The sequence below is a fragment of the Halothece sp. PCC 7418 genome (genome assembly GCF_000317635.1).
Taxonomy (GTDB): Bacteria; Cyanobacteriota; Cyanobacteriia; order Cyanobacteriales; family Rubidibacteraceae; genus Halothece.
Genome location: NC_019779.1, coordinates 964,231 through 986,710, shown reverse-complemented (window position 1 = coordinate 986,710; position 22,480 = coordinate 964,231). Strand labels below are relative to the sequence as shown.

Sequence of the window (22,480 nt, the reverse complement as noted above, 5' to 3'; positions counted from 1 at the left end):
TTGTTATAATTTAGATGTATTTTTAATCACAGGAGAAAATGGTCTTCGGAATGCTGAAGTTCAATACTAAGTCGGAAGCATGATTCTCTCTGATTAATTTATGTCTTGTGTTCAGAATTTCAGTGGCGAGGAAACCAGTCATGAAACTGTTAGACAATCAAGATCACAAAGTGATCGCCCCCAATCAAATCTTTCAAGATACATTAACGACCAATGCTGCCAACACCATCAAGATCGATGTGGACTATAGCTTGGATAGCAACAACTTTTTTGATACACCACTCAAGAGAGAAGCCCTAGAAGACACACTCAATAGCATTGTTGCTCGCCTTGGCGATGATCTTGACCCCATTACGCCAACAGGGAACAATACTTGGGAAATGACCTTCCCCGATCCGAGCACTGGTAACCTAGTTAATCTCGCTAATGCAACTATTCCTGCTGACACGCTTCGGATCTTTGTTGGAGGGCAGCAACTGGGAAATCGTTTAGGAGAAGGCGGTTTTGGCGGGTTTAGTGCCACCGGAACCCCTGAATTTGTCAACACAGTTTCCACTCGTGGGGAAACCGGTGATACTGGAGAGAGCAACACTGCCACAGATTTTAGCACCTGGGGAGGGGCAATTAGTTTTGATAATGACACCAATTGGTACTTTGGAGAGGATGTCGCCAATCTGGGAAATGATCAATCAGATTTTCGTTCCGTTGTTGCTCACGAATTCTTCCACCTACTGGGCTTTGCAACGGGGAATCAGTCCTTTGAGCACTTAATCGATAATACAACTTTTAGTTTTACGGGTACAGAAGCAGTTAGAGAATACGATCAATCAGGTAACCCACCCTTAAATGGTAGTGCCGATCTTGCCCATTGGGAAGAAGGTTTAACTGAGGACGGTCAAGAAACGTTGATGGATCCCAGCATTACCATTGGCACTCGTCAAATGCCCACTGCATTAGACTTTGCTGCCCTCGATGATATAGGATGGGAGCTCATTGATGATGATAATGACAGTTCTCCTAGCGAAAAGTTTTTTTTGCTACAACCCACAAGCCCTGATCTGATTGGCGGTGGTTCTAATAATGACACTTACATAATCTCCGACCCTATTATCAATGGCACGGAAGAGATTACAATTAGTGATACTCAAGGCAGTAATAGCATTCAACTGACAGAGGGACTGGAGATTGAGTCTTCTCTCGTTGCCCCTAATGCTCTGCAATTGAACTTAACCAATGGTGCAGTGATCAATGTTAATAGTGCTGATGATTTTAGCTATGAACCAGGAGGAAATGCTGTTGCTGGGATTAATGAACCAGATGATGACTTTAGCACCTTTGTCCAAGAGACCCTAGGCGTTAACTTGCCTAGTGGTGATGAAATTCTCGAAGGAGGTTCTGTAACCATCATTTAACTGGTTAGTTTTTTGTTCCTTGAGACGTATTATAGATTATCGTGATCGCCTTCAGAGTTATTACTTAAGTATTTTGCTACAGTGAGGATCAGCCTGTGTTGAGACTTTGATTTCCTGGAACGATCAGGCTCAACCTAGTTTTCCTCCAACTAATCAAGGAGTAAGTAGTAATGGAATTTACACCTAATTCTCTGACCCCAATCGTTGATGCGATCTCAACCATGGGAGGCTTATCATCTGACGAACTGTTAGAGCAAGCCTCAACAGCAACCGACAGCGACATCTCTCAGGATGGATTATCGGAAGCGTCAGTGGTCTTACGGGAGAGTACGGATGAAGATGGTATGCAGTCGCCTCCTGAAAATAACCAAGGATTACCCAGTCAATTGGAGATTGATAGCGACAGTTCACGTGCTTCTGATACAGGGGAGATCACCCCTTTAGATAATACTGTCAACAGTGTGAGTGAATCCGAAGCTGATAATCGCAATGGGACAGATGATGCTTTTGATCAAGATAGTTCTTTTGATCAAACCACGACCGTTGAAGAGACGAATGGAGAAGAAGTTGAACTGCCTTTGCCTACTGAGATCACGTTCAATGATGATGAAACGAGCGAGGGTGACTTTATTCTTGTTCAGTCTGCTAGCCCGAAATTAGTGGGTGGTGGTGCTGGGGAGGACACTTACATTATTTCCCCATCAGTGCTAGACGGGACAGAAGAAATTACGATTACTGATACTCAAGGCAACAGCAGTATTCAATTGGTAGAAGGGCTTGAGATTCAATCTTCCCTTGTCGCTGCTAATGCTCTCCAATTAACCTTGAGCAATGGAACAATCATTAATATTAATGAAGCAGATCGCTTTACCTATGAAGCGGGAGGTAATGCAGTTATTGGTATTGATGAAGTTGATAATCCTTTTGATACCTTTGTTGAAGAAATTCTGGGTTTGACGCTTCCCACTGGCATTAATACCCTAGTGGGAGGGGCTGTTACCATTATTAGCGAAAGTAATGAGGCAAATGCTGTCGATGAACTCGATGAGGAACTGTTAGCCGAGGGAAGCGACATCGCACCTCCCTCTGGTTCCCCCAATTCAACCACGGATATTATGGGTAGTGCAGAGGCTAACGGCGACATAACTCAGACGACTTTGGAAGGAGTCACGATTTCGCAAACTGAGGATCAGGAACTCTTCTAACCTTCTGTAATTAACTGTTGTACTTTCTCAATGACAGTTTCTAAATGCAGGGGTTTCGCAATATAGTCATCTGCTCCTGCATTCAAACACCGATCGCGATCGCCTGGCATCGCCATCGCGGTAATGGCAATTACAGGAACATCTTGCCAATAGGGTGTATTTCGCAGTTGCTTTAAAAGTTCAAAGCCATCCACTTCAGGCAATTGAATATCGAGTAAAATCAGATGGGGGAGTAAACCGCGCGATCGCAGTTCCGCAGCAATTAATTCTTGCATGGTGCGCCCATCATAAATCACTTCCACTGCATAACCTTCCAACTCCAACACTTGACAAATCAAAGCCTGATTAAACGGTTGGTCTTCTACTACTAACACTCGTGGACTGTTGGTTGTCTCAGGTTGATCTTGACCCAACTGACGATTCATTACTTCTGGGGTTTCTTCCCCCGTAGCCCCTTCTGATAGGGAATCTTGTTTTTTCGTTCGTAACTCTGTTAAGGGTAGCCACACTCGAAAAATACTGCCCTCATTTTCTTCTGATTCTACAGAAACTGTGCCACCGTGCAACTCGGCTAAGCGTTTGGTTAAAGCCAATCCTAACCCTGTTCCTTCGTGGCGACGGGTGAGAGAAGAATCCACTTGTTGAAAGGGGCGGAATAATAATCCTTGTTTCTCTTTGGGAATGCCAATTCCTGTGTCTGACACTTCTAAACAGAGATAGGGGGTACTGTCATTAACAGGGCTGCGATCTGGACGCGCTTCTTGCAATAACTGACGACCGTAGCGCAGGTTTCCACTGAGTTTAACTTTACCTTCTTCTGGGGTGAATTTAATGGCATTGGAGAGCAAATTAATTAGAATTTGTCGCACTCGTCGTTCATCTAACTGCGCCCGCTCAATCTGATAATCTAACTCTAGGGATAAAGCAATCCGTTTTTTATCAGCACGAGGTTGCACCATCCGTAAACATTGGCTACAGAGGCTATGAATAACAACAGGTTGCAACTCTAATTCTGTTTTTCCAGCTTCAATTTTGGAAAGGTCAAGAATATCATTAATCAGTTGGAGTAAGTGTTCCCCACTGCGTTTAATCGCTTTGACTTGTTTAAGTTGATTATCGCTTAAGGGTTCTTTTCTTTGTCGTTCTAAGAGGTCTGCAAACCCTAAAATACTATTGAGAGGGGTTCGTAACTCATGGGACATAGAAGCCAAAAATTCTGACTTCATTTGGGAGGCTTGGGCTAAATCTTCATTAGCTTGACGGAGATTTTGTTGCACTTGCGCTCGTTCGATCGCAACCCCTAAGGTGCGACAGGCTGCCAAAACCATATCTTCTTGTAGCTGACTTTGCAGGGGGTTTTCTGAGCGAGATTCTAAGGTTAAAACGCCAATAATGTCGCCACTATGTGCGGGAATGGGGAAAATTCCGAGTTGTCCGATACCAGGATTGCGAAAGGCGTTAACGGCTTGGGGGTGATTGGCATAATCTTGAACAAAAAAGGGCTTTCCAGTTTCTACGACTTGCCATAATAATCCTTCTCCATAAGGAATCCCTTCTTTCATTTGGGCTTCCATTTCTGGAATCGCATCGCCATAGGTGGCAATAAATTCTGATGTAATTTCATTGACTAAAAGCCCTGCTTGACGATTTTCCCCTTCCCCAGTGATGACTTTCACGTCTCCAAATGCAGCGTTAGTGGTTTCAATGAGATAAGAGAGGGCAAATTGACCAATTTCTTCAATATCAGTAGCGGGTTGCAAGCGTTCGGTCAATCCGAGCAGAAAGGTGAGCCGTCTTAATTCACGATTGACAATATCTTGGGAGTCTAACGTGACATTCAATCGGCGGATATTGAGGAGGTATCCCCCATTAGAGGTTGCTGTGACGAGAAAATGTAAACTTTCTCCAGAGCTTTGCTCAATGGTACAAGAGGTGGGATTAGAATCAGCTTTTTGAATAATGTCATCCAGAATTTGTCGCTGTCCGTTTGACCATTTGCCATGACTGGCTAGAGTATCTAAAACTTTCTCACCATAGGGCTGTTGTGCCAGCCAATCGGGGGAAAAGCCTCCCAAAACTAAAAAGGATTGGTTGTAGTTAATGATGTGATCGCTGCTGTCAAATAGCGCGATCGCGCGGTCAATTTGTTCTAAGATTAACGCTTGTTGCTCTTGTAATTCCTTTAAATCCGACTCCAGCGATTCTGATGACATTCTTAACTCGAACCAATAGACTGATCTCATTTAAGGCTAATTCTTCAATCTTATCAAGGGTAATTTCCCCTGTCTTAAGTCGAGAGACGGAATCGTGAACTTGATCTATGTTGTTGCAATATTTTCTCTTTTTTGTCATCCTAGACATAACAAGTTGAGAATTATTTGCACTGTTGCGTTGGGAGAAAGCAAGTGAAAAAAAGTAAAAAGCAAGTGACAACCTTTGCCTTAGAGGGACGGTTTCTAGAAACTCTCGGTAAATCCCCCTTAAAACCAAAATATATCCGCATTGCGACTGCATCGGGAGAACAACTGTTAAAATTGAGTAAGGCAGTCCGTCCTCTGTTTATTGAAAACCAGTTTCCTGTGGGAAGTTGGCTGATGCTTTCGGGGAAAGAAACCTATAAACCGAAAAAAGGGACTCGCAAACGGAAAATTGATCACATTGAATCACAAGCGGTAACCGCAGCACAAACGCCCTGTCATCAAGCAACAGTTGCGAAAAAATCTGCGAAATCGAAAAAAGAGAATATTCTGGTGTGTCAAAAGTCTTCTTGCTGTAAGCGGGGTGGGAAAGCCGTTTATCAAGCAGCAATGGAAGCCGTGGAAAAGCATCAACTGCGCGATCGCGTGAACGTCAAAGCAACGGGTTGTATGGGAAAATGCAAGAAAGGCCCTTGTTTAGTTATGCAAGCCAACAAATCCCGTCACCTTGGCTTAAAACCCGAAGAAGTCCCTCAATTAATTGCTCAACAATATGCCAGCTAATTGATTAATTGCAACTGATTGCCCAAGAAAAAATTCCCCTAACAGCCACTCGTTGTCAGTGCTTGCTGGGGGAACTTCTGTTTATTGTCGTCTAAAATTAAGACTTTTGGGAGTTATTCCCGAGGACTTGTCCTTTCAGGGTATTGAACTCAGAAGTGAGTTCCTCGCGAGTCGAAGCCCGTAACAGATAGCGATAGATAAACCAGCCCGTGTAGCCGAGTCCAACTAATTCAAAAATCGGAGATAATAAAGGGATGCCATTGATTGCACCGAGAACAGCAAAGGTGACTTTTACGGTGATAAAAGCAGCAATGAAGAGTAGAATAACGAGGAGAGGCTGCTGATAGTCGGCAAAAAACTGTCCGAGATAGTTGGGAAGTTTGGAGATCACATCAACAACGGGCTGGATTTGTTGTTGCCATTGGGGTTGACCATCGGCTGGGGCAAGTTCTCCTGCCGTTTCGGTGCTAATTTCTGTTTGTGCTTGTTTTTCCTTGTTTTCTGTGGTTGATTCCATAATTAACAATTCCTTCTTTTTTTAGACTAAAGATCTCATGACTAAATAAGACAATCGATGAGAAATGATTGCCTTTCTTTTGCTGATCTTATCAGAAAAATACAGAACCACTGAAATTTACAGTTCATCCTTAATTCAATGTTTTGGGTCTTCATTATTGGGGAAATAGACGACTTCTTCCCAAGTGGATCGAAAGCAAAACTCTTTGCTGCTTCTGTGAACTTTTGTAAACCTAATAAACATTGCTTCTTATACTATTTTAGAGTCAAGGGTCCAAAATTGGCGAATGCTCGCAATCACTTGTGGTGCAATTCTCAGATCGGCATGGGAAACCCCAGATACACAAACCCATTTCGCATATTGAAATTGAGTAGAACGGATAGAAATTGTTCCATCTGTTCCGAGAAAATAATTACTCGCAATACTTAAAGTTGGGATGTCTTGGGCAATAGTTTCAGCAAGATTTTTTCGGTTCATTGCTAATTCTTTTGCTACACCAATTCCTAAGCGAAAGGGGTCAATTATTCGGGCGAGTTCTGCCCCTTGAATGGGAGAGGCAATGAGGACTAAACTTTCGACTCTTTCCCACCAATGGGGATGTTGATTTAAGATTTCTAACCAGATTAATCCTCCCATAGAATGACCAATAATTCTGATGGGAACAGTGGGAAAATTATCAAAATATTCTTGCGCGATCGCGCTCACTTTTTGAATTAAAGGAGTCATCCGCCACCACGTTCGATAAAACCCTAAATTGGGGGTTATGACAACAGTATTCGTTAACTGTAAACGATTGGCTAAAGTCCGCATTGTAACCGAAGTATCCGCCCAGCCATGTTGGGCAAAAAGAAGATAATTGGGGGTTTGATTTGTCACATCGAGATAGAATATAAGGTTGGAGACTAATTTTAAAGGAAAAAGAGATGAGAGCGATCGCGATGACAACCAATGGGACACCAACTGTATTACAACCCCAAGATGTCATCAGTCCCAAGATTAATGCTCCCCAAGAAATTTTAATCCGTTTGCGTGCTGCTGGCATTAATCCCATTGATACAAAGTTACGCCGTCGGGGAACGTTTTATCCTGAACAGATTCCAGCAATTTTAGGGTGTGACGGTGCAGGTGTGGTGGAAGCAGTGGGAAATGAAGTCACCCGTTTTCAAGTGGGGGATGAAGTCTATTTTTGCAATGGTGGACTGGGGAAAAAAGGCACAGGAAACTATGCTGAATATGCCGTGGTGGATGAACGGTTTGTTGCAAGGAAACCCCAGTCTCTTTCTTTTGCAGAAGCTGCTGCTGCACCGTTGGTTTTAATTACTGCTTGGGAAGCCTTGTATGATCGCGGACGCTTAGAAGCGGGAAGACGAGTGTTAGTTCATGCGGGTGCAGGGGGTGTCGGTCATGTGGCGATTCAACTGGCAAAATTGAAAGGGGCAGACGTTTGCACGACAGTAAGTGGAACACAAAAAGCGGAATTTGTCAAGGGATTGGGGGCAACTCCCATTGATTACAAAGCAACGGATTTTGTGGATGCAGTGAATGACTGGACTAATGGCGAAGGCGTTGAACTGGCTTTTGATACCGTTGGTGGGGAGAATTTAGAGAAAACCTTTCCTGCGGTGCAACTTTATGGGGATGTGGTGACAATTTTAAGTCCTGCTGAAAATACGAATTGGAAAGAAGCGCGATCGCGCAATCTTCGCATCGGTTTAGAATTAATGTTAACGCCCCAATTAACGAATCATTTAGAAGCACAATTAGCGCAAACTAAAATCCTCGAACAATGTTCTCGTTTAATTGATCAAGGGGGATTAAAAATCCATCTCAATCAAACCTTTCCCTTAGAAAAAGCAGCAGAAGCCCATCAAACTTTAGAAGCTGGGGGAATGATTGGAAAATTAGCATTGGTTATGGATTAAGTCATTAGTCATTGGGTAACTAATTTATCAACTATGAATCAAACCCTAATTCCAGCAGAAACCTATACCCTTTTATCGGATGTGCGTTGGGAAACGTATCAGGCTTTATTACAAGATTTAGCAGTAACGTCTGGAAAACGTTTGACCTATGATCATGGAACATTAGAAATTATGACTCCTCTACCCGAACATGAGGTCAATAAACGCTTGTTGGGACGGATGGTGGAGACAACAACAGAAGTTTTGGGGTTAGAAATTTATAGTTTGGGGTCTGTTACTTGGAGTCGAGAAGACTTAAGAAAAGGGATTGAACCTGATGAATGCTACTATATTAATCCCGCAGAAGATATACAGGGAAAACTTAATTTTGATCTCAGAATTGACCCACCCCCCGATTTAGCCATTGAAATTGATATTACCAGTTCTTCCTTAAATCGCCTCGATATTTATGCTGCAATTGGGATCAAAGAAATCTGGCGATTTGATGGGAATCATCTATTCATTTATCTTCTTAATAATGGCATTTATGAGAGGCGAGAAAAATCTCATGTTTTACCCATTTTGAAAATAAATCAGATTTTGGAATTCCTCAAGAAACGAGATCAAGTTGGAGAAAATGCCTTGTTAAAAGAGTTTCGAGAATGGTTACACAATCAAATATAACTCAATCCTCTACTTCAATTATTACTTATAGTCCCGCTTATACGCTTGTTCCTACCTACGAGTGTTTTAATCGTTGTTCTTATTGTAATTTTCGGACTGATCCAGGAAAAGACAGTTGGTTAACTTTAGAAGACGCACAAAAGCGTTTGGAATCTCTCCAAGGAAAAGGGGTATGGGAAATTTTAATTCTTGCGGGAGAAGTTCATCCCAAGTCTCCCCGACGGAAAGAATGGTTTAACCATATTTTTCAGTTGTGTCAGTTAGCCTTAGAACTTGGTTTTCTTCCTCATACGAATGTGGGACCGCTGAGTTATGCAGAAATGAAACAACTGAAAACCGTCAATGTTTCCATGGGGTTGATGTTAGAACAAGTGACCCCGAAACTATTAGAAACCGTTCATAAAAATGCGCCCAGTAAACACCCCAGAGTCCGCTTACAACAGTTAGCTTATGCTGGAGAATTAAAGATTCCATTTACCACGGGATTATTATTAGGAATTGGCGAAACCGAAGCCGATTGGTGGGAGAGTCTCAGCGCGATCGCGCAACAACATCAAAAGTGGGGACATATCCAAGAAGTCATCTTACAACCTCATCGCATTGGTCATCAACAAAGCTGGAAAAAAGATAGTTTCAATCTGCAAGAATTTCCCAAATTAATTACAAAGGCTCGTGAGATTCTACCCGCAGCGATCGCCATTCAAATCCCACCCAATCTAATTTCAGATTCAAACTTTTTACTCACTTGTGTTGATGCGGGAGCGAGTGACTTCGGAGGAATTGGTGTGATTGATGAAGTGAATCCCGATTATCCCCATTTACATCCTGATTCTCTACAAACCATCTTAAAACAAAAAAAATGGGAGCTTAAACCAAGGCTTCCCGTCTATCCTCAATATTACCCTTGGCTCTCATCAGAACTGCAAGCATTGAGTTCTCCACGTTTTGAAAAACGTGGATTCCAAACGTTGTTACGAAACGCATTGTAAATACGTTTCTCCACGTTTACGATATGATTTTTTCAGCGAACTGAAAACGTTATACCGCTTGGGAACACTCAAACATTCCCGACGTACCTCGGTTAGACCTAAGCCTAACTGTGTACTTACCTTTCTTAAGATGTTCGCTGCGCCATTACAGTCAGCATTAATTAACTTACCGTTACGAGTTTGATATAAACCTCTTTTGACCCTTTTTCCTGATGCTTTCCAGTTGGCAGGTTTCTCACCGCCGAACACTGGCAAGTAATCATTATCCAAATACGAGCTACGAGAAGTGTAACTTTCCTCGGTTTCGGTAAAATTGATTCCTACTGATTCTGCCAACTCTTTAATTCGATTCTTAAGTCTAGCAGTGGGGATTTGTACAAAATTTTGGTTATTTTTTGAACCCAAATTACAATTGGTTTTAATTCCTTGTCCCCAACCGAAAACAATGTTCCCAATACGATGATTGAGGCAATAATTAACAATAAACCGTGCTGTTTTATTCACAGCATCACCCATGAAACATGATCGTTTATGGGTTAACTCGCCCAAGTATTCATCCCAATAAAAATCCGACTTCCCTTGTTTATACTTAGCAACTGTTTTGTTGTATTTAGCATTTACACCCTTAATTTTATGTCCGTCAACAATGAAACTCTTTCCGAGAGTGGAGACACAAGTTAGAAGATTATTTACCCCAGGGTCACACCCCAAAGCCTGAGAATAATCTAATCCCACAGCTTCTTTTTCTTCTACTTTATACAAAAGTTCCGCCCAAAGTTTTCCATGCTGAGGAAGGATTCTGATTTCTGCGACATTGGTCTCGCCAATATAATTGACTGAGGGAATTGAAAACTCCTCTTTTTCTTTTAGCCAATGTTCTTTAATCATTTTACTCATTGGCAAAAGCCAAGAACCATTTTCGTGATTAAAACGAAGAGCTTGGCGTGGAAAAGTAAAATCACATAACCCTCATGAATGTTCTATAACTTGGGAGTTTTGGTTTCTGGTCAATTTCTCCGTTGAACCACATTTCCAACAGTTCGTTATAAGACTTAAACGCCTCCTCGACTGATTTTAAGACTTGTTGACCTTGCTGTGCGCCTAGCCATTGATAATGCTGGTTTTCCTTAAAGTCTTTACAAAGTTGAGAATAACTAACTTTTACCTTTTTATCTTTGAATTGACGACGAAAGCAGTCATCCTTATCGAAAAACTCTCTAACTCCGCAAGTGGCAAAGTGAGATTGTCTAATTTGATACACCACCGTGTTCCATAAGTTATTGGCTTCGTGACACAGAAACACCAAAACATCCCTAGTTTGGTCAGTGATGTTGCCTGTAAGAAGGATTTTTGTCGTCCTATATGACATTGCTTAAAGTGTGATGGTTCAGATATACTCTAAATGTAACTTCAATAATAGAATATGGCAAGAACCAAAAAGATGCAATTTAATGTCACAACTCAAGAGTATGAAACTTTGAAGAAAGTTGCTGAAAGGAAGAATTTGTCTATGGCAGAGGTGTTAAGAGACTACATTAAATCTTTGGACACAGAGGACTAAAGTCCTCATTCGCCATTCATGAGGGGCTGTGTGCGGAGGTTTCCTCCGCACCTTGAAAGCCCCGTCCATCCGTTCAAAACGGATGGCTCTCTGACTGGTGTATTGTAGTTGAAATTCAAGATTATAATTAATTGTTAATCTTCTCCACATTACCCGCTTTCACCCAGGCTTGTTGACCGCTTTCAGGAACATAAACTTTTTGCCAATCCCCATCCGAACTGGTTTCAATAATCACTAATTTATCGTCGTAATACACACCACCGACTCGGGAAGCACTTAAATTCGGATTTGCCCTTAAACTTAAACCACTGGGCCAAGTCACCCGTGCTTCATAAGCCTGTTCCCCAAAACGTTCTGCAATGGTTTCTTCTTCTTCTTTTTCTTCTTCTTGGGGTTCAGGTTTCGGTTCTGGTTTTGTTGTCGTTGTTGCAGCCTGTTGGGAGTTGGAAGCAGAAGATTCCTCTTTGTTGTTGGGTTCAGATGTCTTTTCTTCTGAATAAACGGGTTCGGGTGGTGCATCAGAGAGTCGATTCAGAAAAAAATAAGCAGCAGCAGCACCCGTCCCAGTGAGTATAAAAATACCAAGAAGAAATCCGAGAATAAACTGTACGAAACCGGAAATACTCATAAGCGGAATCAGTTAGGAAGGAGGTTTAGAGGCTTAGGGCGTTATCACGAGAGGCTTTACGGGCTTTTCCAGCACTGACCCATTCTTTAAGAAATTGAATTTCTTCTTGGGCGGTACGAGCAAGGGGAACAATTTGACTGGCTGCTTGTAAAATATCCTCATTGGTGAAGTCCCGATTTTGACTAAACCCAATGTGCATCGCTTCAATTATAGTTTGTTCGATCTCTGCACCAGAAAAGTCAGGAGTTTCGTAGGCAAGTCGCTCTAAATCATAATCTTTGAGGTTGTAAGGACGCAAGTGGGAAAGATGGACGGAAAAAAAATTTCTTTGCGTTCGGTTTGGGTGGGTAAATCAACAAAGAAAATTTCATCAAATCGTCCTTTACGAAGCATTTCTGGGGGTAGCGCAGCAACGTTATTCGCGGTTGCAACCACAAAAACAGAGGAGGTTTTCTCTGCTAACCAAGTGATAAACGTACCAAAAACACGGCTACTGGTTCCCGAATCTCCTTGTCCGGTTAACCCAGCAAAGGCTTTGTCAATTTCATCAATCCATAAGACACAAGGGGCGAGGGCTTCAGCAAGGGTAATCATTTGACGGGTGCGAGATTCTGATTCTCCCACTAAACCACCAAATAAACGCCCCACATCCAACCGCAGGAGGGGGAGATGCCAATGGTGAGCGATGGCTTTTGCTGTGAGAGATTTACCTGTGCCTTGAATGCCAACCAATAACAATCCTCGGGGATGAGGCAATCCATAAGTGCGAGCGCGATCGCTGAACGCCCCCCCGCGACGTAAAAGCCAGTCTTTGAGGTTATCTAAACCGCCAATATCAGAAATTTCTTCGGTTGCGGGATAAAAGTCTAGGATTTGGGTTTGGCGGATCGATTGTCGTTTTTCCGCTAAAACGAGATCCACATCTTCGGGTTGCAGTGACCCATGATCGGCGATCGCGCGGGTCAAAACTCGGCGAATTCGTTCCAGGGATAAGCCTCGCGCTGAACGAACAATCGCTTCAATTTGCTTATCAGGTAACTGCTGCGGAATCCCACTAATCAGTTGCTCGACTTCGGTTTTAATTTCTTGACTATCAGGAAGAGGAAACTCGACAACGGTTAAAACTTCCGTCAGGTCAGAGGGAATAGACACTTCTGGGGAAATGAGAACCACATTCATCGGTAAAGACTTTAATTTCCGAGAGAGATTCCGCAGTTTCCGCGCTACCGAAATATCTTCTAAGAAGCGATGAAAGTCACGGAGGATAATCACTGCACCGTTGCTGGTGGGCAGTTTTTCCACAAATTCTAGGGCTTGTAGGGGGTTTCTGCGGGCGGTTCCCTCGTTATTGGGATTATCTTGATAGCCATCCACAAAATCCCAAATATAAACCGAACGATTACCGACATTTTTGGCACAGTGCGCGATCGCGCTTTCTACTCGTTCTTCTTCAAAAGTCGGAATATAAATTAAGGGATAACAGGCCCGCAGTAGGAGTTCAAATTCTTCCCGAAAACTCATCCTTCCTCCTCTGTGCTGCGATCGGGTAATTTTTCTTTTAACGCTGCCAAACCAGCCCACCGTTGATCCATCGGTTCAGGATCGGAGTAGTTATATTCCCCCACCTTGGAATCACTACTCAGTTGACGGATCGGCATTTGCAAACAAAACTGTTCGTAAAGCCAAGTTTCTGGTTCAAAATCGCCTTGGGCGGGTAAACTTTCTGTGAGTTCTTCTAATGGCGTTTCCACTTCTTTGGGTTGATTCCATTCCAGTTCGGGATCGTCTTTGAGCCAAATCAACTCACTGGTATCCACCACGAGACGCTGGTTATATTGCTGTAAGCTGCGATCGCAGACTAACGTTTTAATGGTTTCAGCAGTGGCGGACACTTCCAAATAAGTTCCACAATGGGTCACCACTAGCGTTCCTCGCACGGGGGTGAGGGTTTCTAAACCAGAGATAAAAGCGTTAATTTCAAGCTGTTCACTTTTCCCTGGTGCTTTCAGCAATCTTGGAATATAAATTGGTTCTATCATCGCACTTTATCATTTGTTCTTTGTTGTTTGTTCCTCGTTCTTCGTTAAATGAAGCACTAACTAAACCAAGAACAACGAACAATGAACCAATAACGAAGTTATTCATTGCCCTTTCGTTGGACGACCAAACGGCGGTCTGGTTCTTGCCCCCGACTCCATGATTCTAACCCTTCATATTGCTGGAGAAACTGATGAATTTGCCGTCGTTCTGCCCCAGACAGTGACGATAATTCCACATTTTCCCCAGTTTCCAGCACTTGCCAAGCGGTTTTTTCGGCTAGGACTCGCAACTCTTTTTCCCGTTGCTGACGATAGCCTTTGAACTCAATGGTATAGGAGGCTTGAGCGTCCTCTTCCACCTTTAAGTTGAGCAAAGTATTAGCAAGATATTGCAAGGAATCAAGGGTTCGTCCTTGATCTTTCAATAAGGCTCTTACTTGTTCTTCATTTAAGTTGTTTTCCTCAATCACCAACCAAGGATGAGTATTGGTCAAGGTGGTTTCTTCTGTGGATTGGGGGTAAGAAATTTGAACAGAAGTCGGGGTCCCCATCAGGGAGAGCACTTGTTCTAGCCACTGTTGACCCCGAGTCAGGTTTTGCTCCATAGTTATCCAGATGTTTTTTCTTTTTCTTTTTTGCGCGATCGTTTTTGTTTTTCAAAGGGTAGGGCTTCCTGTCCTTTTTCTTTTTTCTCCTGTTTTTCTTGTTCGTCAACGATTTTCTGGAGATTTTCTGGCAACGGTTCTCGCATCAGAATTAACGTTTGCAAGGTTTGGAACACATTCGCCAAAACGATATACATCAAAACACCTGCAGGGAGAGGGAAGAATAAGAACATCCCAGTAAACAGAATCGGCGTGATTTGGCTAATCAGTTGTTGCTGAGAGTTATCTCCACTTTTATTTTGCTGACCAGACAGTTGTTGGTTGGCATAGAGACTAATCCCAAAGAAGATGACCATCCCGAGAATGTCCCAGTGAATCGTGCCATCCTCGCCCACTGCACCAACTCGACCCAGTGCATCAATAAAGAGGAAGCCTTCATTTTTCGCCACACCAGGCAGACTTGCCTTGAGGGACACCTCTCCAGGCGCGATCGCGCGAATCGTCCCATCCTCTTCGATCTTAACCCGTTCTTCTCCTTTCACCACTTCCAGTTTCGGCGTTAAATTCGATTCAGTTTGAGCCGTTAACTGATTGAGAGATTTTCCTTCCTCAGTTTGGAACTCGAATTGGGTTGTTTGTCCAACGCCTAAATTTTGGCTCGGAAGCACCCCTAAAATCTTATAGTGAATATCATCGGTAATATAAACATTTTCCGCCTTTGTGGTTAAGGTTTCTAGCTGTACCGACTCAATTTGCTCCTTGGGGAGAATCTGCAGATCCACGGTATAATCCACATCCGCAAACGGCGATCCTCGCAGGGTGGCAAACAAAGCAAATAAAATCGGCATTTGCAGAATCACGGGGAAACATCCCGATAGCGGATTGCCATATTCTTTATAAACCTCACTCATGGCAGCCCGTTGTTTTTCCGGGTCATCTTTATAGCGCTCTTGTACTTCCTTGACCCGCTTTTGCATAGCTGGCTGAGCAACCCGCATTCTTCGCATACTGCGAATTGACGTTGCACTCAAAGGGTAGAGAGCAAACCGAATGACTAGCGTTAGAGCAATAATCGCAAAGCCATAGCTAGGGACAATCCCGTGGAAAAAATCCAGGATTGGCAGCATTATGTTGTTAGAAAGAAATCCGATCCCAAAATCCATGCGTCTTTATTCCAGCGTCCTGCGCGTACTGTTGTCTCTGTTTTAATGTATCGAATCTTAAATGATTCCGTTAAGGTGTTATTACCAATTTAACGAGTGGTAATCGCTTCTAAAGGTTTTCCAGTTTTATTAGCGACTTTTTCGGCAATATAATCATGAATTTCCCGATACTTGGGAACTGCTCGCATTTCTAAGCGACTTTTATCATTGAGGGTTAAAATCAGATCCCCCCATAACCCAATACCACGGGGAATTTTCACAATTTTAGTAATTTCTGTATATACGACATCTGTGCGATCGCGCCCCCGCCATCCACCAATAACAGAAAGCCGACGATCCGTAATCCGATATCGCAGCCATAACGCTCGCACAATTGCTCCCACCGTAAACGGTAAAAAGATCACCGTTAACCCCAGCAAAATATTCAGAATCAAATCCCCTTTATGAGGACCCCCATCATAATAAACCGTTTCTTTAATCCCCATATAAAACCTCTGATTTTATTAATAACTGCCTTAATTCTCGCAAAAAATCTTCATAGTTGCACCCCTGAGCCTGAGACTTCACAATGACAACTATTTTCCAGCCTGGAGGCAGTTGAGGCAACAGTCCTCGAAAAATTCCCCGAATTTGGCGTTTGATCCGATTCCGAACCACCGCCTTTTTACTCACTTTCTGGCTGATAGAAATTCCGATTTTGGTCGGAGGGAGACCCGAGTCTCCCTGACCGCATGAGGTTTCTTTGAGAAAGCGAAGAACTAAATACTTCCCCGAACACCGTCCACCTTTTTGATAAACCGCTTTAAACTCATTGCGATTCCGCAGGCGATTGACTTTTGGCAAGCTCACAATTAATTGGGTTGCTGCACTTAAACGGATAACCGCGCCCGCCCTTTCTTTCTACGAGCGTTAATGATTTTTCTGCCATTATGAGTCCGCATTCTAGCGCGAAAACCCAACTTGCGTTTTTGCTTTAACCGTGTTCCTTGTAACGTTTGTTGTGCCATAAAATTACTTTCTCCATACTCAAATTCCAGAACTAGTATTTTAACAAACACGGGGAGCGAATTGCCCCCCGCAACTTTATCCAAGAATCGGATGAATGTTACTTAGTTTCTGAGAATTCAGCATCAATCACGTCATCCCCATCAGACTTACCACTAGAAGATTCACCTGTCTCACCACTAGCAGCACCGTCACCAGCAGCAGCATCGGCTGCAGCCGTCCCATCTTGCTGATAGACATTAGAACCGATACTGTAGAGAACTTGTTGCAGTTCAGGCATTAGTTTTTGAATTTGATCGTCATCTTCTTGCGAAACCGCTTCTTTCAGTTGACTAATGAGATCTTCTGCTTTGGTTTTCTCCTCTGCGGGAACTTTATCACCGAGTTCATTGATTTGTTTCTCAGCTTGATACACCAAGGAATCCGCTTGGTTTTTCCGTTCGATTTTTTCGCGACGTTGCTTGTCTTCTTCCGCGTTTTTCTCCGCTTCATCGACCATGCGTTCCACTTCGTCTTCAGGTAAAGTAGATGCACCCGTAATACTGATCGATTGTTCTTTACCGCTACCTTTATCCTTCGCCGTGACATTCAGGATACCGTTGGCATCAATATCAAAAGTCACTTCGATTTGAGGCACACCGCGTGGTGCTGGGGGAATGCCATCTAAGCGGAACGTACCGAGACTCTTGTTATCTTTAGCAAATTCCCGTTCCCCTTGCAGAACATGAATTTCCACATTGGTTTGTCCATCCACTGCGGTGGAGAAGGTTTCCGCTTTCTTGGTGGGAATTGTGGTGTTGCGTTGGATCATGGTAGTCATGACACCACCCAGGGTTTCTACACCCAAGGAAAGGGGAGTCACGTCTAACAGGAGAATATCTTTGACTTCGCCTGATAAGACACCGCCTTGAATCGCAGCACCAACCGCAACCACTTCATCTGGGTTGACACTGAGGTTGGGGTCTTTGCCTAACTTGGTTTTTACTAGCTCTTGAATCGCTGGAATCCGAGTTGAACCACCAACCATGACAATTTCATCAATTTTACTTTTATCAAGTTTGGCATCTTTGAGCGCGTTTTCAACTGGGACGCTGCAACGGTCAATGAGATCAGAGCAAATTTCTTCAAACTTGGCGCGAGTTAAGCTCGTATCAAGGTGCTTCGGACCTTCTTGAGTCGCGGTAATGAAGGGCAGGTTCACATCCGCTTGACTAACACTAGAAAGCTCAATTTTTGCTTTTTCTGCTGCTTCTGTCAAACGTTGCAGGGCTTGCTTGTCTTGGCGCAGATCAATTCCCTCTTGTTTTTTAAACTCATCAGCGAGGTGATCCACAATTTTCTTATCGAAGTCGTCTCCGCCAAGGTGGGTATCACCAGAGGTTGCTAAAACTTCAAATACGCCATCACCCACTTCGAGAATAGAAACGTCAAATGTTCCGCCCCCTAAGTCAAACACAAGGATGGTTTCGTTACTTTTCTTATCCAAACCATAAGCGAGAGACGCAGCAGTAGGCTCGTTAATAATCCGCTTCACATCCAAACCCGCAATTTTTCCAGCATCTTTCGTCGCTTGACGTTGGGAGTCATTAAAGTAAGCGGGAACGGTGATCACTGCTTCGCTAATATCTTCACCGAGATATTTACTGGCATCTTCTACCAGTTTCCGTAAGACCTGTGCGGAAATTTCTTCTGGTGCAAATTCTTTCTCTTGGTTAGGGCACTCTAACTTCACGTTCCCATCGCTAGCCCGTTTGACTTCATAAGAAACTTCTTTCGCTTCTTCTTGAATTTCATCATATTTGCGCCCAATAAAGCGCTTCACGGAATAAAATGTGTTTTGAGGGTTCATTACCCCTTGGCGTTTAGCAATCTGCCCCACGAGGCGATCGCCGTTTTTGGCATAACCGACAACAGAGGGGGTTGTCCGAAATCCTTCTGCGTTGGAGATCACCGTGGGCTTTCCGCCTTCCATCACAGCAACACAGGAGTTAGTTGTTCCTAAATCAATACCGACTACTTTTGACATAAGAGTATTTCTCCTTTACTGACTACAATAATTCGTACTTATTTTTAATCTGCTCTATTCTCCATGATGAGAGGCAAACGCAGGCTTAAAAAGTGCAGGATACCGAACAAGGGGATGACGGTTATATAATCACCATATTCCCTGAGAATGTCGCTATCTTAAAGTCAACCATTAATGATGAGGGGGCAAAAATATAAAGAAGGACTTAATCATAAGAGGCTGACTGATCAAATTTCAACTCAGTCAGTGAAACCAGTCCCAGATAAGGCTAAACTAAGGGGTATTATTCCCTCAGATCACTCAACCCTTTTCGTCAATAGTAAGTTAGAGATAACAAGCTCGGTTCAAGAATGGGCCTGCTTTGACGATTGCTCAGGGGTGTAGGGATTCTCGAACTAACATGATGTTTTCAATGAAGGAGCAAATTAAAAATGCAAAAAATACTGGTCATTGATGACAGCAGAATGATCAGAATGCGAGTCAGAGATATGTTGCCTTCTGGCAATGTTCAAATTATTGAAGCCCGAGATGGAAAAGAAGGTCTTGACTTAATTCACTCGGAACGACCGCAGTTGATTATCTTAGATTTTCTGTTGCCTAAAAAAAGTGGTTGGGAAGTGTATCAAGATATACAAAATACTCCCGATTTACAAGCCATTCCTTTGGTTTTAATGTCAGGACGAAAAGAGGAAGTCACTGAAAAAATTTCCGAACCCTTTGAACATTTTGCTTTTGTGGAAAAACCGTTTGAACAGGAACAACTGGTGAAAGCGATTAAAGAAGCAAGAGGGAAGGCAACTCGTAAAGCGAAGGCAACTGCTCCCGAAGAAGCAGCTGCATCTAGCCAAGGGGGAGAAGATGTGGCTAGCCTGAAAGCAGAAGTGGCTCAGTTGAAAGAACAAGTGCAAACCATGCAAGGTCAAATTGATCAATTGCGTAAACAAATGAATCAATTAGTTAACTTCATTAAGAAGAAAGTTGGCTAATCTGTATCTATCAAGTTGGTGAGAGATACAAGATTAGGTTTTCTGATTTGGAAAAATATGATGTTGATTTCAATCGCACTAAGCCAATCAAAACCCAAGGTAAGCATGATATGAAAATTGCTTTTATTCTCAAAGTTTTCCTGTTTTCAACCATCGTTTCTGTCCTCATTAAGTTACTTGCCCCCTATGTTGAAGTGCAGCCTTTAGCTTGGCTTGCCCTGATCATTGTCTTTACTCCAATTGTTAGTTTAGGAATCTTATTATGGCAAAGGTTTCTACAATTTGAATCGTAAGGACTCATTGCCATGACTTTGGGGAAATGGATGGGAGTAGTTGTGCTCACGGTTTCGTTATACATTCTGTGGCAAATTAAACAGCTACTACTCTTAGTGTTTACAGCAGTTGTGATTGCCAATGCTTTAAACCTTTTGGTCAAGCAGTTTCAAAAATTGAAAATGCGACGCGGTTATGCTGTTTTCTTGGCGGTACTGGTTTTACTCTCAGCAGCAATTACCTTTGTTTGGGTCATTGTTCCCCCCTTTTTTGAGCAGTTACAGCAATTGATTGAGTTAGTACCAAAAGGGATTAATCAGTTAAATAGTTGGTTAAGTTTGCTAGAGGAACGACTGTCTCCAGAACTGTTAGAGTTACTGCCCAATTTCACGCAGATCTCACAACAAATTCAACCGTTATATAATCGGTTACTGGGAGGAGGCTTCACCTTTTTCTCCACGTCAGTGGGGATTCTTCTTAATATTTTATTGGTGTTAGTATTAACGATTATGCTCCTCGCTGACCCCACTCCCTATCGCAATGGTTTTATTCGTTTATTTCCTTCTTTTTATCGGCGACGGGTTGATGAGATTTTAATCTTGTGTGAAAAAGCTCTGCAAGGCTGGTTAGTGGGAACTCTATTTAGTATTGTTTTCTTGCTGGTACTGAGCTTTATTGGGCTGTTATTACTGGATATCGACTTAGCATTGGCGCAAGCAATGTTAACAGGTTTATTGACCTTTATCCCCAACTTTGGCCCCGTTCTCAGTGTAATTCCTCCGATGGCGATCGCGCTGTTAGATGCCCCTTGGAAAAGTTTAGCGGTATTAATCTTTTATATTATTCTGCAACAAGTTGAAGGAGCATTACTCACCCCCTTAGTGATGGCACAACAGGTGTCTTTATTCCCTGCTTTTACCTTACTTGCCCAAGTCTTTTTTGCCACATTTTTTGGTTTTTTAGGGCTATTTCTTGCCCTTCCTTTAACCGTCATTTTACAAATTTGGTTGCAAGAGGTTTTAATTAAAGATGTTCTTGATCAATGGGAGGTACATTCTTAATCTTCTTATTCATTGTTATTTGGTCACTGTTCTCACCAGACTAAGAAATGCTATATTCATAGCCACCACTTATGAGAAATGCACGCTTACCACTCAAATATCGAGTTTATACATTCTTAGATTTAGCAGAACCGCAAGATTTTGCCAGTAAATGCTTTGACATTTTTCTGTTAGGATTAATTTTCTTAAATTTAGTTGCGGTGGCGTTAGAAACGGTTGACTCCTTATTTGAACAATATTATTTCTGGTTTCGAGCATTTGAAATCTTTTCCGTTGCGGTGTTCACTATTGAGTATCTGCTGAGAGTATGGAGTTGTACGGTAAAAGAGGCTTATCGCCATCCGATTTGGGGACGATTAAGGTTTATGGTCACTCCTCTTTCTATCATTGATTTACTCGCTATTATTCCCTTTTATCTTCCCTTATTATCTCCGCAGTTGCGAGTGGGTCGAGCGTTACGGTTATTCCGTTTATTTCGAGTTTTAAAATTAAATCGTTATACTGATTCTTTAAAGATTTTAGTACGGGTGTTGCGGTTGAAACAAGAAGAGTTAATTTTATCTTTATTTGTCTTATCAATTCTTCTCGCGATCGCGTCAAGTTTAATTTATTTTGCCGAACATAACGCCCAACCTGAAGCCTTTTCCAGCATTCCTGAAGCGATGTGGTGGGGAACAATTACTTTAACAACAGTGGGTTATGGTGATGTTTATCCGATTACTTTGATCGGACGGATGTTAGGAGCAATTCTTGCTATTTTGGGGATTGGTTTATTTGCCTTACCTGCTGGAATTTTAGCTTCAGGTTTTTCGGAAGAGTTACAAGCGCGTAAAGCCAAAAGAAAACAAGAAAATGCTAGTGTTTGTCCCCATTGTGGTAAAGCAATTCAGAAAGATTGATGAGTGTAATTGGCAGATTAATATTGAGTTGACCAAGAGCAGCGATCGCGCCCTTGGTAGCGAGGACTTGAGACCTTCCCATTTAGTCTGAAGAAAAAATTATGAGTTTGCTGAAAAAGTCGAAAGGAACATTTCTCGTTGGCTTCGGTTATTTGTTATCGCCCCTCTCTTGGTGGAATGACCTATTTTTTAACTTGCCCATTGCTTATGGTTTTGCTTATTGTTTTAACTGGATGTTCACTGATGCCTTTCTTCTCTTAACTGTGGTTGGTTACTGGTTATCGAATATCCTAGGCATTTTAATGATGCAGTGGGGAACCTTTGATTTATTTTTTGAAGATCGACAATCCAACCTGAAGCGAGATCTTGTGTTAGGTTTAGTCGGATCAACGGTATATACAGTGGTGATTGTGTTGTTGCTTTACTTTAACATGATTCAAACCCCTGATTTTTTAGGGTCGATCCTTGAACCGTGAATATTCATGAACAAAATAAATTTTACGTAAGTGTTAATTGTAAACTAGCTTATAGAAGACAGGGAATGA

General features: G+C 42.5%; 24 protein-coding genes and 1 pseudogene. 11 read left to right on the top strand and 14 right to left on the bottom strand.

The window, feature by feature from the left end:
• Positions 1 to 140 precede the first annotated feature (140 nt).
• Both PCC7418_RS19270 and PCC7418_RS04565 read left to right on the top strand, forming a co-directional pair.
• Complete coding sequence (locus PCC7418_RS19270; protein ID WP_015224999.1) at positions 141 to 1,412, top strand: hypothetical protein; 1,272 nt, start codon at positions 141 to 143, stop codon at positions 1,410 to 1,412.
• Between the two features lie 170 nt (positions 1,413 to 1,582).
• A complete protein-coding gene (locus PCC7418_RS04565) occupies positions 1,583 to 2,617 on the top strand; it encodes a hypothetical protein (protein ID WP_015224998.1) in 1,035 nt (344 codons plus the stop codon).
• Here the strand turns inward: PCC7418_RS04565 and PCC7418_RS04560 are convergent.
• Complete coding sequence (locus PCC7418_RS04560; protein WP_015224997.1) at positions 2,614 to 4,830, bottom strand: ATP-binding protein; 2,217 nt, start codon at positions 4,828 to 4,830, stop codon at positions 2,614 to 2,616. The genes PCC7418_RS04565 and PCC7418_RS04560 overlap by 4 nt on opposite strands.
• Before the next feature lie 192 nt (positions 4,831 to 5,022).
• Between PCC7418_RS04560 and PCC7418_RS04555 the strand changes: the two genes are divergently transcribed.
• Positions 5,023 to 5,598, top strand: a complete 576-nt coding sequence (locus tag PCC7418_RS04555) for a ferredoxin (protein ID WP_015224996.1) — start codon at positions 5,023 to 5,025, stop codon at positions 5,596 to 5,598.
• Between the two features lie 97 nt (positions 5,599 to 5,695).
• Here PCC7418_RS04555 and PCC7418_RS04550 read toward each other — a convergent pair whose 3' ends face one another.
• On the bottom strand, positions 5,696 to 6,115 hold the full coding sequence (locus tag PCC7418_RS04550) for a CAAD domain-containing protein (protein ID WP_015224995.1): 420 nt from the start codon (positions 6,113 to 6,115) through the stop codon (positions 5,696 to 5,698).
• 249 nt (positions 6,116 to 6,364) lie between these two features.
• Complete coding sequence (locus PCC7418_RS04545; protein ID WP_015224994.1) at positions 6,365 to 6,991, bottom strand: alpha/beta fold hydrolase; 627 nt, start codon at positions 6,989 to 6,991, stop codon at positions 6,365 to 6,367.
• A gap of 47 nt (positions 6,992 to 7,038) precedes the next feature.
• Between PCC7418_RS04545 and PCC7418_RS04540 the strand changes: the two genes are divergently transcribed.
• The 3 genes from PCC7418_RS04540 to cofG are packed head-to-tail and all read left to right on the top strand — an operon-like array spanning position 7,039 to position 9,689.
• Positions 7,039 to 8,037, top strand: a complete 999-nt coding sequence (locus PCC7418_RS04540; protein WP_015224993.1) for a zinc-dependent alcohol dehydrogenase family protein — start codon at positions 7,039 to 7,041, stop codon at positions 8,035 to 8,037.
• A 33-nt stretch (positions 8,038 to 8,070) separates the two neighbouring features.
• Complete coding sequence (locus PCC7418_RS04535; RefSeq protein ID WP_015224992.1) at positions 8,071 to 8,700, top strand: Uma2 family endonuclease; 630 nt, start codon at positions 8,071 to 8,073, stop codon at positions 8,698 to 8,700.
• Positions 8,679 to 9,689 carry a 7,8-didemethyl-8-hydroxy-5-deazariboflavin synthase subunit CofG gene (cofG, locus tag PCC7418_RS04530; protein WP_015224991.1) on the top strand — a complete coding sequence of 337 codons (1,011 nt, stop codon included), beginning with the start codon at positions 8,679 to 8,681 and terminating at the stop codon, positions 9,687 to 9,689. Before PCC7418_RS04535 ends, cofG begins: the two co-directional genes overlap by 22 nt.
• On the opposite strand, the gene PCC7418_RS04525 is transcribed toward cofG, so the two are convergent.
• From PCC7418_RS04525 to dnaK, 11 genes and pseudogenes are all read right to left on the bottom strand, one after another.
• Positions 9,672 to 10,586 carry an RNA-guided endonuclease TnpB family protein gene (locus tag PCC7418_RS04525; protein ID WP_235620745.1) on the bottom strand — a complete coding sequence of 305 codons (915 nt, stop codon included), beginning with the start codon at positions 10,584 to 10,586 and terminating at the stop codon, positions 9,672 to 9,674. The two genes, cofG and PCC7418_RS04525, sit on opposite strands and share 18 nt — an antisense overlap.
• 61 nt (positions 10,587 to 10,647) lie before the next feature.
• Complete coding sequence (locus PCC7418_RS20865; RefSeq protein WP_235620744.1) at positions 10,648 to 11,058, bottom strand: hypothetical protein; 411 nt, start codon at positions 11,056 to 11,058, stop codon at positions 10,648 to 10,650.
• A gap of 319 nt (positions 11,059 to 11,377) precedes the next feature.
• Positions 11,378 to 11,878: an SH3 domain-containing protein gene (locus PCC7418_RS04520; protein ID WP_015224990.1), complete on the bottom strand. Its 501-nt coding sequence runs from the start codon at positions 11,876 to 11,878 to the stop codon at positions 11,378 to 11,380.
• A 25-nt stretch (positions 11,879 to 11,903) separates the two neighbouring features.
• A pseudogene (locus PCC7418_RS04515) lies at positions 11,904 to 13,399 on the bottom strand (AAA family ATPase).
• Complete coding sequence (locus tag PCC7418_RS04510) at positions 13,396 to 13,914, bottom strand: DUF177 domain-containing protein (protein WP_041596449.1); 519 nt, start codon at positions 13,912 to 13,914, stop codon at positions 13,396 to 13,398. The pseudogene PCC7418_RS04515 and the gene PCC7418_RS04510 overlap by 4 nt, the downstream one beginning before the upstream one ends.
• Positions 13,915 to 14,015: 101 nt before the next feature.
• Positions 14,016 to 14,522 carry a R3H domain-containing nucleic acid-binding protein gene (locus PCC7418_RS04505; RefSeq protein WP_015224988.1) on the bottom strand — a complete coding sequence of 169 codons (507 nt, stop codon included), beginning with the start codon at positions 14,520 to 14,522 and terminating at the stop codon, positions 14,016 to 14,018.
• Positions 14,523 to 14,524: 2 nt separating this feature from the next.
• Positions 14,525 to 15,685, bottom strand: a complete 1,161-nt coding sequence (yidC, locus tag PCC7418_RS04500) for a membrane protein insertase YidC (protein ID WP_015224987.1) — start codon at positions 15,683 to 15,685, stop codon at positions 14,525 to 14,527.
• Positions 15,686 to 15,774: 89 nt separating this feature from the next.
• A complete protein-coding gene (locus PCC7418_RS04495; protein WP_015224986.1) occupies positions 15,775 to 16,170 on the bottom strand; it encodes a PH domain-containing protein in 396 nt (131 codons plus the stop codon).
• Positions 16,160 to 16,534, bottom strand: coding sequence for a ribonuclease P protein component (gene rnpA, locus PCC7418_RS04490; RefSeq protein WP_015224985.1), 375 nt, complete (start codon positions 16,532 to 16,534; stop codon positions 16,160 to 16,162). Before rnpA ends, PCC7418_RS04495 begins: the two co-directional genes overlap by 11 nt.
• Before the next feature lie 20 nt (positions 16,535 to 16,554).
• A complete protein-coding gene (gene rpmH / locus PCC7418_RS04485; protein ID WP_015224984.1) occupies positions 16,555 to 16,692 on the bottom strand; it encodes a 50S ribosomal protein L34 in 138 nt (45 codons plus the stop codon).
• 98 nt (positions 16,693 to 16,790) lie between these two features.
• On the bottom strand, positions 16,791 to 18,716 hold the full coding sequence (dnaK, locus tag PCC7418_RS04480) for a molecular chaperone DnaK (protein ID WP_015224983.1): 1,926 nt from the start codon (positions 18,714 to 18,716) through the stop codon (positions 16,791 to 16,793).
• Between the two features lie 431 nt (positions 18,717 to 19,147).
• Between dnaK and PCC7418_RS04470 the strand changes: the two genes are divergently transcribed.
• From PCC7418_RS04470 to PCC7418_RS04450, 5 genes are all read left to right on the top strand, one after another.
• Positions 19,148 to 19,702, top strand: a complete 555-nt coding sequence (locus tag PCC7418_RS04470; protein WP_015224982.1) for a response regulator — start codon at positions 19,148 to 19,150, stop codon at positions 19,700 to 19,702.
• Between the two features lie 110 nt (positions 19,703 to 19,812).
• Positions 19,813 to 19,995: a hypothetical protein gene (locus PCC7418_RS04465; protein ID WP_041596144.1), complete on the top strand. Its 183-nt coding sequence runs from the start codon at positions 19,813 to 19,815 to the stop codon at positions 19,993 to 19,995.
• A 30-nt stretch (positions 19,996 to 20,025) separates the two neighbouring features.
• Positions 20,026 to 21,036, top strand: coding sequence for an AI-2E family transporter (locus tag PCC7418_RS04460; RefSeq protein ID WP_396275442.1), 1,011 nt, complete (start codon positions 20,026 to 20,028; stop codon positions 21,034 to 21,036).
• A 71-nt stretch (positions 21,037 to 21,107) separates the two neighbouring features.
• On the top strand, positions 21,108 to 21,935 hold the full coding sequence (locus tag PCC7418_RS04455) for an ion transporter (RefSeq protein ID WP_015224979.1): 828 nt from the start codon (positions 21,108 to 21,110) through the stop codon (positions 21,933 to 21,935).
• Between the two features lie 101 nt (positions 21,936 to 22,036).
• Complete coding sequence (locus tag PCC7418_RS04450; RefSeq protein ID WP_015224978.1) at positions 22,037 to 22,411, top strand: hypothetical protein; 375 nt, start codon at positions 22,037 to 22,039, stop codon at positions 22,409 to 22,411.
• The last annotated feature ends 69 nt before the right edge of the window (positions 22,412 to 22,480 follow it).

Excerpts from the sequence above, each read along its gene's own strand:
- PCC7418_RS19270 (WP_015224999.1), top strand. The coding sequence starts at position 141 with ATGAAACTGTTAGACAATCAAGATCACAAAGTGATCGCCCCCAATCAA.
- PCC7418_RS04565 (WP_015224998.1), top strand. The coding sequence starts at position 1,583 with ATGGAATTTACACCTAATTCTCTGACCCCAATCGTTGATGCGATCTCA.
- PCC7418_RS04560 (WP_015224997.1), bottom strand. The coding sequence starts at position 4,830 with ATGTCATCAGAATCGCTGGAGTCGGATTTAAAGGAATTACAAGAGCAA.
- PCC7418_RS04550 (WP_015224995.1), bottom strand. The coding sequence starts at position 6,115 with ATGGAATCAACCACAGAAAACAAGGAAAAACAAGCACAAACAGAAATT.
- PCC7418_RS04540 (WP_015224993.1), top strand. The coding sequence starts at position 7,039 with ATGAGAGCGATCGCGATGACAACCAATGGGACACCAACTGTATTACAA.
- PCC7418_RS04535 (WP_015224992.1), top strand. The coding sequence starts at position 8,071 with ATGAATCAAACCCTAATTCCAGCAGAAACCTATACCCTTTTATCGGAT.
- cofG (WP_015224991.1), top strand. The coding sequence starts at position 8,679 with ATGGTTACACAATCAAATATAACTCAATCCTCTACTTCAATTATTACT.
- PCC7418_RS04525 (WP_235620745.1), bottom strand. The coding sequence starts at position 10,586 with ATGAGTAAAATGATTAAAGAACATTGGCTAAAAGAAAAAGAGGAGTTT.
- PCC7418_RS20865 (WP_235620744.1), bottom strand. The coding sequence starts at position 11,058 with ATGTCATATAGGACGACAAAAATCCTTCTTACAGGCAACATCACTGAC.
- PCC7418_RS04520 (WP_015224990.1), bottom strand. The coding sequence starts at position 11,878 with ATGAGTATTTCCGGTTTCGTACAGTTTATTCTCGGATTTCTTCTTGGT.
- PCC7418_RS04505 (WP_015224988.1), bottom strand. The coding sequence starts at position 14,522 with ATGGAGCAAAACCTGACTCGGGGTCAACAGTGGCTAGAACAAGTGCTC.
- yidC (WP_015224987.1), bottom strand. The coding sequence starts at position 15,685 with ATGGATTTTGGGATCGGATTTCTTTCTAACAACATAATGCTGCCAATC.
- PCC7418_RS04495 (WP_015224986.1), bottom strand. The coding sequence starts at position 16,170 with ATGGGGATTAAAGAAACGGTTTATTATGATGGGGGTCCTCATAAAGGG.
- rpmH (WP_015224984.1), bottom strand. The coding sequence starts at position 16,692 with ATGGCACAACAAACGTTACAAGGAACACGGTTAAAGCAAAAACGCAAG.
- dnaK (WP_015224983.1), bottom strand. The coding sequence starts at position 18,716 with ATGTCAAAAGTAGTCGGTATTGATTTAGGAACAACTAACTCCTGTGTT.
- PCC7418_RS04470 (WP_015224982.1), top strand. The coding sequence starts at position 19,148 with ATGCAAAAAATACTGGTCATTGATGACAGCAGAATGATCAGAATGCGA.
- PCC7418_RS04465 (WP_041596144.1), top strand. The coding sequence starts at position 19,813 with ATGAAAATTGCTTTTATTCTCAAAGTTTTCCTGTTTTCAACCATCGTT.
- PCC7418_RS04460 (WP_396275442.1), top strand. The coding sequence starts at position 20,026 with ATGGGAGTAGTTGTGCTCACGGTTTCGTTATACATTCTGTGGCAAATT.
- PCC7418_RS04455 (WP_015224979.1), top strand. The coding sequence starts at position 21,108 with ATGAGAAATGCACGCTTACCACTCAAATATCGAGTTTATACATTCTTA.
- PCC7418_RS04450 (WP_015224978.1), top strand. The coding sequence starts at position 22,037 with ATGAGTTTGCTGAAAAAGTCGAAAGGAACATTTCTCGTTGGCTTCGGT.